The organism is Stutzerimonas stutzeri, from assembly GCF_013522825.1.
Taxonomy (GTDB): domain Bacteria; phylum Pseudomonadota; class Gammaproteobacteria; order Pseudomonadales; family Pseudomonadaceae; genus Stutzerimonas; species Stutzerimonas stutzeri_AK.
The window spans coordinates 19,264-31,746 of record NZ_JAAMQZ010000033.1; the positions used below are offsets into that span (position 1 = coordinate 19,264).

General features: G+C 63.1%; 9 protein-coding genes. 1 reads left to right on the forward strand and 8 read right to left on the reverse strand.

The annotated features are described in order from the left end of the window. Position 1 precedes the first annotated feature (1 nt). Positions 2-3,145, reverse strand: a complete 3,144-nt coding sequence (locus G7020_RS18185; RefSeq protein ID WP_181086548.1) for an efflux RND transporter permease subunit — start codon at positions 3,143-3,145, stop codon at positions 2-4. Between the two features lie 20 nt (positions 3,146-3,165). Further along, entirely contained in the window at positions 3,166-4,323 is a 1,158-nt protein-coding gene (locus G7020_RS18190; RefSeq protein WP_181086573.1) for an efflux RND transporter periplasmic adaptor subunit, read from the reverse strand. Positions 4,324-4,512: 189 nt separating this feature from the next. Here G7020_RS18190 and G7020_RS18195 point away from each other — a divergent pair, with 189 nt between their 5' ends. After that, positions 4,513-5,067: a TetR/AcrR family transcriptional regulator gene (locus G7020_RS18195; RefSeq protein WP_181086574.1), complete on the forward strand. Its 555-nt coding sequence runs from the start codon at positions 4,513-4,515 to the stop codon at positions 5,065-5,067. A 146-nt stretch (positions 5,068-5,213) separates the two neighbouring features. Here the strand turns inward: G7020_RS18195 and glmS are convergent, their stop codons facing one another. The 6 genes from glmS to atpG form a co-directional block, all read right to left on the reverse strand. Then, positions 5,214-7,064, reverse strand: coding sequence for a glutamine--fructose-6-phosphate transaminase (isomerizing) (glmS, locus tag G7020_RS18200; RefSeq protein ID WP_181086549.1), 1,851 nt, complete (start codon positions 7,062-7,064; stop codon positions 5,214-5,216). 2 nt (positions 7,065-7,066) lie between these two features. Further along, positions 7,067-7,849 (reverse strand): DeoR/GlpR family DNA-binding transcription regulator, encoded by a 783-nt coding sequence (locus G7020_RS18205; RefSeq protein WP_181086550.1) that lies wholly within the window; start codon positions 7,847-7,849, stop codon positions 7,067-7,069. Positions 7,850-8,005: 156 nt separating this feature from the next. After that, positions 8,006-9,370, reverse strand: coding sequence for a bifunctional UDP-N-acetylglucosamine diphosphorylase/glucosamine-1-phosphate N-acetyltransferase GlmU (glmU, locus tag G7020_RS18210; RefSeq protein ID WP_181086551.1), 1,365 nt, complete (start codon positions 9,368-9,370; stop codon positions 8,006-8,008). A 273-nt stretch (positions 9,371-9,643) separates the two neighbouring features. Continuing rightward, positions 9,644-10,072 carry a F0F1 ATP synthase subunit epsilon gene (locus tag G7020_RS18215; RefSeq protein WP_181086552.1) on the reverse strand — a complete coding sequence of 143 codons (429 nt, stop codon included), beginning with the start codon at positions 10,070-10,072 and terminating at the stop codon, positions 9,644-9,646. Between the two features lie 80 nt (positions 10,073-10,152). After that, positions 10,153-11,529 (reverse strand): F0F1 ATP synthase subunit beta, encoded by a 1,377-nt coding sequence (atpD, locus tag G7020_RS18220; protein ID WP_181086553.1) that lies wholly within the window; start codon positions 11,527-11,529, stop codon positions 10,153-10,155. A 47-nt stretch (positions 11,530-11,576) separates the two neighbouring features. After that, on the reverse strand, positions 11,577-12,443 hold the full coding sequence (atpG, locus tag G7020_RS18225) for a F0F1 ATP synthase subunit gamma (protein ID WP_181086554.1): 867 nt from the start codon (positions 12,441-12,443) through the stop codon (positions 11,577-11,579). Positions 12,444-12,483: the final 40 nt, after the last annotated feature.

Below are 12,483 nucleotides of genomic sequence, written 5' to 3' on the forward strand. Positions count from 1 at the left end.
ATCATTCCTCGATCCGGTCGATGGGGGCGTCCTGCGCGGACGACGACTGCGGCGTGCTGCGCAGCAGCGACAGCACCCAGACGAAGAAGACCGGCACGAAGATCACCCCGAGCAGCGTGGCGCTGAACATGCCGCCGATCACCCCGGTGCCGATGGCGCGCTGGCTGGCCGCACCGGCGCCGCTGGCGATCACCAGCGGTACCACGCCGAGCATGAAAGCCATCGAGGTCATGATGATCGGACGGAAACGCAGGCGCGCCGCTTCGATGGCCGCATCGCGCAGGGAGTAGCCCTGCGCCCACAGGTCCTTGGCGAACTCGACGATAAGGATGGCATTCTTCGCCGCCAGGCCGATGATGGTGATCAGGCCGACCTTGAAGTAGACGTCGTTGGGCAGCCCCACTGCCGTGACCGCCAGCACCGCGCCGAGGGCGCCGACCGGCACGATCAGCATCACCGCCAGGGGAATCGCCCAGCTCTCGTAGAGCGCCACCAGCAGCAGGAACACCACGACGAAGGCCAGGGCGAAAAGCATCAGTGCCTGACCGCTGGCGACGCGTTCCTGATAGGACAATCCCGTCCATTCGTAGCCGATGCCGACCGGCAGCTCGGCGGCGATGCGTTCCATCTCGGCCATGGCCTCGCCGGTGCTCACGCCGGGCGCGGCATCGCCGGCGATGCGGATCGACGGGTAACCGTTGTAGCGGGCGATCTGCACCGCACCTTCTTCCCATTGCGTGGTGACGAAGGCGCTCAGCGGAACCTGGGCGCCGCTGTCATTGGGCACGTGCAGCTTGAGCACGCTTTCCGGGGTCATCCGCTCGGCCTGTTCGGCCTGCACCACTACCCGTTGCTGACGACCGGCATTGGCGAAGTCGTTGATCACCGCCGAGCCGAAGGCGGTGGACAGGGCGCTGCTGATCGACTCGAAACTCACACCGAGCGCCCGCGCCTTGTCGCGGTCGATGAGCAGGCGCAGCTGTGGCGCCTCACCCAGACCTTCCATCATCGCGTAGAGGATTTTCGGGTTGCCGTTGGCCTTTCCCAGCACCTCGTCGCGGGCGGCGAGCAAGGCCTCGCGCCCGAGGTTGGCGCGATCCTGCAGACGCAGGGCGAAACCGCCGGAGTTGCCCAGGCCTTCGATCGGTGGGGGCGATACGGCCATGATCGCGCCGTCATCGAGGTTGGCGAAGCGCTGGTTGACTGCGGCGATTTCATCGTCCGCCGACTGGCCCTTGCCGCGCACCGACCAGTCCTTGAGCACGGGGAAGGCCAGCGCCGCATTCTCGCCCATGCCGGAAAAGCTGAACCCCAGCACCAGGAACGAGGTGTCCACACTCTCGCGCGACATCAGGAACGCTTCCAGCTCCGCGCCGGTGGCCGAGGTGCGCGCCCGGGTGGCGCCCGGCGGCAACTGCACGTCGACGATCATGTAGCCCTGGTCTTCCACCGGCACGAAGGATTCCGGCAGGCGCAGGTAGAAGAAGCCCATCAGCACGACGATGCCCAGGTAGATCAGCATGACGCGCCCCGCGCGTGGCACCAGCTTGCCGTTGAGCGCGCTGTAGCGCTGGGTCAGGCGGGTGAACAGGCGGTTGAAGGCGCCGAAGAAGCCACGCTTCTCATGGTGCCCCTGGGCAATCGGCTTGAGCAGGGTGGCGCACAGCGCCGGGGTGAAGGTCAGGGCGAGGAAACCCGAGAACAGGATCGACACCGCCAGCGACAGGGAGAACTGCTGGTAGATCACCCCCACGGAACCGGCCATGAACGCCAGCGGCAGGAATACCGCCGACAGCACCAGGGTGATGCCGAGAATCGCCCCGGATACCTGTCCCATGGCCTTGACCGTGGCCCGGGCCGGCGGCAGGCCTTCCTCGGCCATGATCCGCTCGACGTTCTCCACCACCACGATGGCGTCATCCACCAGGATACCGATGGCCAGCACCATGCCGAACATGGTCATCATGTTCACCGAGAAACCCAGCAGGTACATGAAGGTCAGGGTGCCGAGCAGGCACACCGGCACCACGATGCTCGGGATCAGGGTGTAGCGCACGTTCTGCAGGAACAGGAACATCACCAGGAACACCAGCACCATGGCTTCGATCAGGGTGTAGATGACCTTGTCGATGGCCACGTCGACGAAGCGCGAGGTGTCGTAAGGCACCGAGACCTCGACGTTGTCCGGGAAGTTGACTGACAGCTCCTCAAGGCGCTCCTTCACCGCCCTGGCCGTCTGGATCGCGTTGGCCCCCGGCGAAAGCTGCACGGCGGCGGCCACCGCCGGCTTGCCGTTCTGCCGCGAGGCGAAGTTGTAGTCCTGGCTGCCCACCTCGATGCGCGCCACCTCGCCGAGGGTCACGCTGGAACCGTCCGGGTTGGCGCGCAGCACGATACGCGCGAACTCATCGACATTGTCCAGGGTGCCCTTGACCGCCAGGGTCGCGGTCAGCTCCTGTTCGGTCGAGCCCGGTGCGCTGCCGAAAGCACCGGCTGGCACCTGCACGTTCTGGCCGCGAATGGCCGCATTGACGTCGTCGATCGACAGGCCGTAACCGACCAGCTTCTGCGGGTCGATCCAGACGCGCATGGCCGCTTCGGAGGCGAAGAACTGCAGCTTGCCGACACCGGGGATGCGGCGGATCTCGTTGTTGAGGTTGCGTGCGGCGTAATCCGCCAGCGCCGTGGTGTCCTCGTTGCCGCTATTGTCCTTGTAGCTGAGGGCGTAGATCAGCAGAAAGCCGGCGTTGGCCTGCTCGGTCTGGATGCCAAGGTTGAGCACCGCCTGCGGCATGCGCGCCTCGGCCTTCTTCAGGCGGTTCTGCACATCCACCTGGGCCAGTTCCGGGTTGATGCCCGGCTCGAAGGTCACGGTGATTTCGGCGATGCCGTTGGCATTGCTGGTGGACTCGAAATAGAGCATGCCCTTGGCACCGTTGAGCTCTTCTTCGATGACACTGGTAACCGAGTCGACCAGCACCCTGGCCGAAGCGCCCGGGTAGGTGGCGGTCACGCTGATCTGCGGCGGCGCCACGCTGGGGTACTGCGCCACCGGCAGATAGGGAATGGCCAGCAGCCCGGCCATGGAGATGAACAGGGCGACGACCCAAGCGAAGTTGGGGCGTCTGATGAAGAACAGAGACATGGTATTTCCTCGGCTGCCGCTTACTGCGCCTGGGACTGCTGATCGGCTTGCGCCTCGGCAGCGGCTTGTCTGGGGACGACCTTGTCGCCTGGGCTGACGGCGCCCAGCGAACTGACGATGACCCGCTCGCCGACCTTCAGGCCTTCGCTGATCTGCCAGCGTGAACCCTGCATGGCGCCGGTCTTGACCGGGCGACTCTCGACCCTGTCGTCGGCACCGAGCAGCAGCACACTGGCCTGGCCATCAGCCGTACGCCGCACCGCGCGCTGCGGCAGCAGAATGGCGTCCTGATCCAGGCCCTGGGGCGTACGAACGCGTACATACATACCCGGCAGCAGCACGCCCTCGGGATTGTCGAAACGCCCGCGCAGGGCGATCTGGCCGGTGCTGCGATCCACCGCTACATCGGTGAACAACAGAGTGCCGTGGCTTTCGATATCGGTGCCCTCGACCCGCAATGACAGCGCCTTGTCCTCATCGCCGGAGACCCGACCGGCGGCGATGGCAGCACGCAGACGCAGGGCATCGGCAGCCGGCTGGGTGAAATCGGCGTACACCGGGTCGAGTTGCTGGATGCGCGCCAGCAGGGTGGTTTCGCCCTGGCCGACCAGCGCACCTTCGGTGACCTGGGCACGACCGATACGCCCGGCAATCGGCGCACGCACTGCGGCATAGTCGATATCCAGCTGGGCGGTTTCCACATTGGCCTGGGCCGAGCGCCTGTCCGCCTGGGCGGTCTGCAGGGCGGCTTTGGCCGCGTCGAAATCCTGCTGGCTGACCGCCTCGATCTTCACCAGCGGCTCATAGCGCCGGACCGTAGCCTGGGCCTGGAACAGTTGCGCCTCGGCTCTGGCCAGTTCAGCCTGGGCGCGCGACAGCGCCGCCTTGAACGGTGCCGGATCGATCTGGAACAGCAGGTCGCCAGCCTTGACGTCGGTGCCTTCCTCGAACTTGCGGCTGAGCACGATGCCGGCCACCCGCGCACGCACTTCGGCCACCCGTACCGGCTCGATGCGACCTGGCAGCTCCGCCACCACGGTGAAGGGTTCGGTCTTGATCGTCAGGATATCGACTTCACGCGGAGCGGCTTCCTCCCAGCCCTGCTCCGGCTTGTCGCAGCCCGCCAGGCTCAAGATGACCAGCAATGAAATCGCCGGAAAAACCAACCGCTCGCGCATCGTACTCATGTGTCACCTGGGCCGAGCCCATCCTGTTCGAAAGGCGCACATGATCCTTGTTTATATTCAAATGAGTCAATATTGACTCATTTGAATCTTTTGTGGACAAAACAGGCAATTCCTTTTAGAAAGTGTGCTTTTTTATGCAGAATGCCCACCACGTTATCCCTGCCGATGAAGAGCGCCCCGATGGATTTACCCGCTGCCGAAGAAAAGCTGCTGAAGGCCTTGGCGATCGCCATCGTTGATCACCCACGCGGCACCTTCAAGGAAATCGCCCAGGCCGCCGGAATCAGCAAGGCGACCCTGAACCGCTATTGCGGCACACGCGACAACCTCATCGAGATGCTGCTCAACCATGGCTCGGTGGTGATGGCGCAGATCATCGAGAGTGCCCAGCTGGAACAGGCGCCGCCTCTGGAAGCGCTGCGCCGTCTGGTCAACGACCACCTCACGCACCGCGAGATGCTGGTCTTCCTGACGTTCCAATACCGGCCCGATAGCCTCGATGTGGATGCCGGTGGAAGCCGCTGGCTGCCCTATTCGGAAGCGCTGGACGCGTTCTTCCTGCGTGGGCAGCGGGAAGGCGTGTTCCGCATCGACATCGCCGCGCCGGTGCTGGCGGAGATATTCATTTCATTGGTCTTCGGCGTGGTAGATGCACAGCGGCGGGGCCGTGTGGCACCCTCGGGCATGGCGGCGTTGATCGAGCAATTCTTTCTTCAAGGCGCAGAACGTCGATAACGGCCAATAGAAAAAGCTATCCGCACCGCGACTATCGGAAAGCAACACAGGCAGGCTGACAGCGGTCAGCCTTGCACGAGCCGGCGCCAGCTCGTACAGGCTTCATTGCTGGAGATCAGCAGCAGCAACTGCCGATGCGAGCGGGCTTATTCCACGGTGACGGATTTCGCCAGGTTGCGTGGCTGGTCCACGTCGGTGCCGCGCAGCACGGCAACGTAATACGAGAGCAGCTGCAACGGCAGGGTGTAGAGAATCGGCGCCAGTGCGTCGTGGATATGCGGCATGTTCACCACGAAGGTTCCCTCGCCGTTTTCCATGGCGGCGGCGCCATCGGCGAAGACGATCAGCTCGCCACCACGGGCGCGGACTTCCTGCAGATTGGACTTGAGCTTTTCCAGCAGCTCGTTGTTCGGCGCCACCGTGACCACCGGCATGTCGGCGTCCACCAGCGCCAGCGGGCCGTGCTTGAGTTCACCGGCGGGGTAGGCTTCGGCGTGGATATAGGAAATTTCCTTGAGCTTGAGCGCACCCTCCATCGCCACCGGATACTGCGCGCCGCGCCCGAGGAACAGGGTGTGGTGCTTCTCGGCGAAATGCTCGGCGATCTTCTCCACCGTGGTATCCATCGCCAGCGCCTCGCCCAGGCGGGTCGGCAGGCGACGCAGTTCGGCCACCAGTTCGGCTTCCTTGTCTGCCGACAGAGTGCCGCGCACCTGGCCCAGCGCCAGGGACAGCAGCATCAGCCCGACCAGCTGGGTGGTGAAAGCCTTGGTCGAAGCGACGCCAATTTCCGGGCCGGCCTGGGTCAGCAGGCAAAGGTCGGATTCGCGCACCAGCGAACTGATGCCGACGTTGCAGATCGCCAGGCTGGCCAGATAGCCGCCCTCTTGCGCCGAAAGCACCTTGGCATTGCGTAGCGCGGCCAGGGTGTCGGCGGTCTCACCGGACTGGGAAATGGTGACGAACAGGCTGTCGGGCTGCACCACCACCTTGCGGTAGCGGAACTCGCTGGCCACCTCGACCTGGCAGGGAATACCGGCCAGTTCTTCCAGCCAGTAACGCGCAACCATGCCGGCGTGATAACTGGTGCCGCAAGCGACGATCTGCACGTTGCGCACCCGGGCGAACAGCTCGGCGGCCTGCGGACCGAAGGCCTGCACCAGCACCTGCCTGTCACCCAGGCGGCCTTCGAGGGTGCGCTGCACGACCTTGGGCTGCTCGTGGATTTCCTTGAGCATGAAGTGACGGTATTCACCCTTGTCCGCCGCCTCCGCGCCTTCGTGGTACTGCACAGCCTCGCGCTGCACCGGCTGGCCGTCGGCATCCCAGATCTGCACGCTGTCGCGGCGGATCTCGGCGATATCGCCTTCTTCCAGGTACATGAAGCGGTCGGTGACCTGACGCAGCGCCAACTGGTCGGAAGCCAGGAAGTTCTCGCCCAGCCCCAGGCCGATCACCAGTGGGCTGCCGCTGCGGGCCGCGAGCAAACGGTCAGGCTGACGGGCCGAAACCACCGCCAGGCCATAGGCGCCATGCAGTTCCTTGACCGCAGCCTTGAGCGCGACGGTGAGATCGCCGAACTCGTCGAGCTTGTGGCTCAGCAGATGCACGATGACTTCGGTATCGGTATCGGAACGGAATTCGTAGCCCATGCCCTTGAGCTGGCTGCGTAGCGCTTCGTGGTTCTCGATGATGCCGTTGTGCACCACCGCCAGGTCATCGCCGGAAACATGCGGGTGGGCATTGCGCTCGCACGGCGCGCCGTGGGTCGCCCAGCGGGTGTGGGCAATGCCCAGGCGCCCGGTCAGTTCTTCGGCCTGCTGCGCGCTTTCCAGCTCGGCAACCTTGCCCGCGCGGCGAAGCCGTTTCAGCTGGCCGGCGGCATCCAGTACGGCGATGCCGGCGCTGTCGTAACCGCGGTATTCGAGGCGTTTGAGGCCTTCGAGAAGGATTGCGCTGATATTGCGCTCGGCGACGGCGCCAACGATGCCACACATGTTCAGTTCTCCAGATCGTTTTCGATGGCCGCGCAGATCAGTCTGACACCACGGGCCTGAATGCTGTTACGCGCCTCGCTGGCGAGGCGTTCATCGGTAATCAAGGTATGGATGCCGCTCCAGGGCAGCTCCAGATTGGGAATGCGCCGACCGATCTTGTCCGATTCGACCATGACGATCACTTCCCGCGCGACCTCGGCCATCACCCGCGACAGGCCCAGCAACTCGTTGAAGGTAGTGGTGCCGCGCTGCAGGTCGATGCCATCGGCACCGATGAACAACTGGTCGAAATCATAGGAGCGCAGCACCTGTTCGGCCACCTGGCCCTGGAAGGATTCCGAGTGCGGGTCCCAGGTGCCGCCGGTCATCAGCAACACCGGTTCGTGTTCCAGCTCGCGCAGGGCGTTGGCCACGTTCAGCGAATTGGTCATCACCACCAGGCCCGGCTTGTGACCCAGCTCGGGAATCATCGCCGCGGTGGTGGTGCCGCTGTCGATGATGATCCGTGCATGCTCGCGAATGCAGCCCACCGCCGCACGGGCAATGGCCTGCTTGGCGGGAGAAACCCGCTGGGTGGTATCGCCAATCAACTCCTGCGGTAGGGGCACCGCACCGCCATACCGGCGCAGCAGCAGGCCGTTCTTCTCCAGTGCGGCAAGGTCCTTGCGGATGGTGACTTCGGAGGTCTCGAAGTGCCTGGATAACGCATCGACGCTGACCTCGCCCTGCTCGTTGAGCAACGCAAGGATAGCGTGACGACGTTGTGGCGTGTTGCGCTTGGACATACGCAATGTTTCGATTCGAAAGTTAAGGGTGCGAATCAAAACATAAGCACCCACAGGGTGCAAGCTGGCGTAGAGTGGATGTCGCTTTTTACATCCACCTGGCTCCGCTCGTCGGCTCGGTAAAGCGTGAGCCGACCTACAGCTTTTGCTTCAAGCTTATGACTTCTTTTTCACCGGCCTTTGCCAACCTTCGATATTGCGCTGCCGTCCGCGCCCAAGCGCGAGGTTGTGTGCCGGTATGTCTTCGGTGATCACCGAGCCGGCCCCCGTGGTCGCGCCGTCACCAAGATTCAGCGGCGCCACCAGCGAGCTGTTGGAACCGATGAAGACGTCTTCGCCCATTACCGTTCTGAACTTGTTGGCGCCGTCGTAATTGCAGGTGATGGTGCCGGCGCCGATGTTGGTTCGCGCGCCGATCTCGGCGTCGCCCAGGTAACTCAGGTGACCGGCCTTGGCACCCTCGGCCAGGGTCGCGTTCTTCAGTTCGACGAAGTTGCCCACATGCGCCCTGGCGCCGAGCACGCTGCCGGGACGCAGGCGGGCGAAGGGGCCGCAATCGGCGCCTTCGCCGACTTCCGCGCCTTCCAGATGGGAATTGGCCTTGATGATCGCGCCCTTGCGCAGGGTACTGTTGCTGATCACGCAATTCGGCCCAATCTGCACGTCATCTTCGATAACCACACGGCCTTCGAGGATTACGTTGATGTCGATCAGCACATCGCGCCCCACCGAAACCTCACCGCGAAGATCGAAACGCGCCGGATCACGTAGCGTCACGCCTTGCGCCATCAAGCGCCGCGCCGCACGCAGCTGATAGTGGCGCTCCAGCTCAGCCAGCTGGATACGGTCATTGGCGCCCTGCACTTCCATGGCGTCCCGGGAGTGTTCCGTAGCGACACGCAAGCCGTCGGCCACTGCCATGGCGATCACGTCCGTCAGGTAGTACTCACCCTGGGCGTTGCTGTTGGACAGGCGCCCCAGCCACTCGCCGATGCGGCTACCCGGCACCGCCAGGATGCCGGTATTGCCTTCGCGAATCGACCGCTGCTCGTCACTGGCATCCTTGTGCTCGACGATGGCCTGCACCTCGCCGCGTTCATCACGGACGATACGGCCATAGCCGCTGGGGTCGTCGAGCATCACGGTGAGCAGCGCCAGTTGCTCGGGGCCGACCTTGTGCAGCAGCCGCTGCAGGGTATCGGCTTCGATCAGCGGTACATCGCCATAGAGAATCAGCACCCGCTCAGCCGAGAAGTTCGGCAATGCCTGCGCCACAGCATGGCCGGTGCCGAGCTGCTCGGCCTGAAGCACCCAGGTCAGATCCTCACCCGCCAGGCGCTCGCGCACCTGCTCGGCGCCGTGGCCGATCACCACCTGAATGCTCTGGGGTTGCAGGGCGCGTGCCGTATCGATGACGTGACCGAGCATCGATTTGCCAGCCACCGGATGCAGGACCTTGGGCAGGGCGGAACGCATGCGGGTGCCTTGGCCGGCGGCGAGAATGACGATATCGAGTGACATGGGTGCTGATCCTGAACGGTATGGGTCGAAGGTAGCGGTGGTTCGACTGTGCCGGCACCGAAAAATTACAGACAAGAAAAAGGGTAGCCAAGGCTACCCTTTTACTCGTGCGCGATGAAGACGCCAGCAGAGCGTTGAAAACTACCTGCGTTGGCAAGACTTCGTTGAAAACAGCCTCAGAATGCTCATTTAGAACACCTAAACTGCGCTTCTTCGGCTGTTTTCGCCTCGCCTTTCCTGCCTCGCCTACGTTTTCAACAGCCTGCTGGTCGATCAGTGTCGACCGTACTTCTTGCGCAGCTGCTCGATGGTACGCAGCTGGGCTGCGGCCTCGGCCAGACGAGCGGCGGCGGAGCCGTAGTCGAAATCCACGCCTTTCTCGTGCAGTGCCTTTTCGGCAGCCTTGACGGCGGCCTGAGCGGCAGCCTCGTCAATGTCCTTGGCGCGAGTAGCGGTATCGGCAAGCACCTTCACCATGTTCGGCTGCACCTCGATGAAGCCGCCGGAGATGTAGAAGATTTCTTCCTCGCCACCCTGCTTGATCACGCGCACCGGACCGGGCTTGAGATCGCTCAGCAGCGGCGCGTGGCCCGGCAGGATACCGATGTCACCCAGGTTGCCATGGGCGACGACCATTTCCACCAGCCCCGAGAACAGCTCTTCTTCCGCACTGACGATGTCGCAATGGACTGTCATAGCCATACTTATGCCTCGGTAATCTTCCCCTGAGCCGGTCAGCGCCGGTCAGGGGCGGGATCGGCGCCCGCAAGCGGGCGCGCCAGTTACAGTTTGTTGGCCTTCTCGATGGCTTCGTCGATGGTGCCAACCATGTAGAACGCCTGCTCCGGCAGGTGATCGTAGTCACCATTGAGAATGCCCTGGAAGCCACGGATGGTTTCCTTCAGGGACACGTACTTGCCTGGAGCGCCGGTGAAGACCTCGGCCACATGGAACGGCTGGGACAGGAAGCGCTGGATCTTACGAGCACGTGCGACCAGCTGCTTGTCGGTCTCGGACAGTTCGTCCATACCCAGGATAGCGATGATGTCCTTCAGTTCCTTGTAGCGCTGCAGCACGTACTGCACACCACGGGTGCACTCGTAGTGCTCCTGGCCAACCACCAGCGGGTCCAGCGAACGGCTGGTGGAATCCAGCGGGTCGACGGCCGGGTAGATACCCAGGGAAGCGATGTCACGCGACAGAACGACGGTGGCGTCCAAGTGGGCGAAGGTGGTCGCCGGGCTCGGGTCGGTCAGGTCATCCGCGGGAACGTATACGGCCTGGATCGAGGTGATCGAACCGGTCTTGGTGGAGGTGATGCGCTCCTGCAGAACACCCATTTCCTCGGCCAGAGTCGGCTGATAACCCACTGCGGACGGCATACGACCCAGCAGCGCGGACACTTCGGTGCCGGCCAGGGTGTAACGGTAGATGTTGTCGATGAACAGCAGAACGTCCTTGCCTTCCTCGCGGAACTTCTCGGCCATGGTCAGGCCGGTCAGTGCCACGCGCAGACGGTTTCCTGGCGGCTCGTTCATCTGACCGTAGACCATCGCTACCTTGTCGAGAACGTTGGAATCCTTCATCTCGTGGTAGAAGTCGTTACCCTCACGGGTACGCTCACCCACACCGGCGAACACAGACAGACCGCTGTGCGCCTTGGCGATGTTGTTGATCAGTTCCATCATGTTGACGGTCTTGCCCACGCCGGCGCCACCGAACAGGCCGACCTTGCCGCCCTTGGCGAACGGGCAGACCAGGTCGATGACCTTGATGCCGGTTTCCAGCAGGTCGTTGCCGCCAGCCTGTTCGGCATAGCTCGGCGCCGCGCGGTGGATGCCCCACTGCTCGTCGCAGGCAACCGGACCGGCTTCGTCGATGGGCTCGCCCAGGACGTTCATGATACGACCCAGGGTACCGGCACCCACCGGTACCTGGATGGCCTTGCCGCTGTTGTTGACGTCCAGGCCACGCTTGAGGCCCTCGGTCGAACCCATGGCGATGGTACGGACAACGCCGTCGCCCAGCTGCTGCTGGACTTCCAGGGTGGTCTCGGCGCCTTGAACTTTCAGCGCGTCATAGACATTCGGCACCTGATCGCGTGGAAATTCCACGTCGATGACGGCGCCGATGATTTGAACGATACGTCCGCTACTCATGTTTGGTTCCTCTGACTTTTCAGCCATTGTTAACAGTTGAACCGTTCTTAAACCGCGGCAGCGCCGCCGACGATTTCCGAAATTTCCTGAGTGATCGCAGCCTGACGGGCCTTGTTGTAGACCAGTTGCAGGTCACCAATCAGCTCCCCGGCGTTGTCGGTTGCACTCTTCATGGCAATCATCCGTGCGGCCTGTTCGGCTGCACCGTTCTCAACCACCGCCTGATAGGTCTGGGACTCGATGAAACGAACCAGCAGCGCATCCAGCAGTTGCTGGGCGTCCGGCTCGTAGAGGTAGTCCCACTGACCTTTCTTGACCGGTTCGGCATTCGCTGCCGCCGCCAGGGGCAGCAGCTGGTCGACCGTCGGTTTCTGGGTCATGGTGTTGATGAACTTGTTGGATACCAGGTACAAGCGATCCACCCGGCCTTCCTGGAAGGCATCGAGCATGACCTTGACGCTGCCGATCAGGTCATTGATCGACGGCGCTTCACCGATGTTGCCGATGGCTGCAACCACGTTGCCGCCAAAACTGCGGAAGAAGCTTGCGCCCTTGTTGCCGATCACGCAGAGGTCAGCCTCGACCTTCTGATCGTGCCATTCCTTCATGTGCTTGATCAGCGCCTTGAACAGGTTGGTGTTCAGGCCACCGCACAGACCACGATCGGTTGACACAACGATATAACCGACACGCTTGACCGGACGCTCCACCATGAACGGGTGGCGGTATTCCGGGTTGGCACTGGCCAGATGGCCAATCACCTGCCGGATCCGCTCCGCGTAGGGACGGCTGGCAGCCATGCGCTGTTGTGCCTTGCGCATCTTGCTGACCGCCACCTTCTCCATGGCGCTGGTGATCTTCTGCGTGCTTTTGATGCTCGCAATCTTGCTGCGAATCTCTTTTGCGCCTGCCATTTGACACCTATCGGGTTAGCAGGCGGGAACCTTGCGGCTC

Excerpts from the sequence above, each read along its gene's own strand:
- atpG (WP_181086554.1), bottom strand. The coding sequence starts at position 12,443 with ATGGCAGGCGCAAAAGAGATTCGCAGCAAGATTGCGAGCATCAAAAGC.
- G7020_RS18215 (WP_181086552.1), bottom strand. The coding sequence starts at position 10,072 with ATGGCTATGACAGTCCATTGCGACATCGTCAGTGCGGAAGAAGAGCTG.
- G7020_RS18190 (WP_181086573.1), bottom strand. The coding sequence starts at position 4,323 with ATGCGCGAGCGGTTGGTTTTTCCGGCGATTTCATTGCTGGTCATCTTG.
- glmU (WP_181086551.1), bottom strand. The coding sequence starts at position 9,370 with ATGTCACTCGATATCGTCATTCTCGCCGCCGGCCAAGGCACCCGCATG.
- G7020_RS18205 (WP_181086550.1), bottom strand. The coding sequence starts at position 7,849 with ATGTCCAAGCGCAACACGCCACAACGTCGTCACGCTATCCTTGCGTTG.
- atpD (WP_181086553.1), bottom strand. The coding sequence starts at position 11,529 with ATGAGTAGCGGACGTATCGTTCAAATCATCGGCGCCGTCATCGACGTG.
- G7020_RS18185 (WP_181086548.1), bottom strand. The coding sequence starts at position 3,145 with ATGTCTCTGTTCTTCATCAGACGCCCCAACTTCGCTTGGGTCGTCGCC.
- glmS (WP_181086549.1), bottom strand. The coding sequence starts at position 7,064 with ATGTGTGGCATCGTTGGCGCCGTCGCCGAGCGCAATATCAGCGCAATC.
- G7020_RS18195 (WP_181086574.1), top strand. The coding sequence starts at position 4,513 with ATGGATTTACCCGCTGCCGAAGAAAAGCTGCTGAAGGCCTTGGCGATC.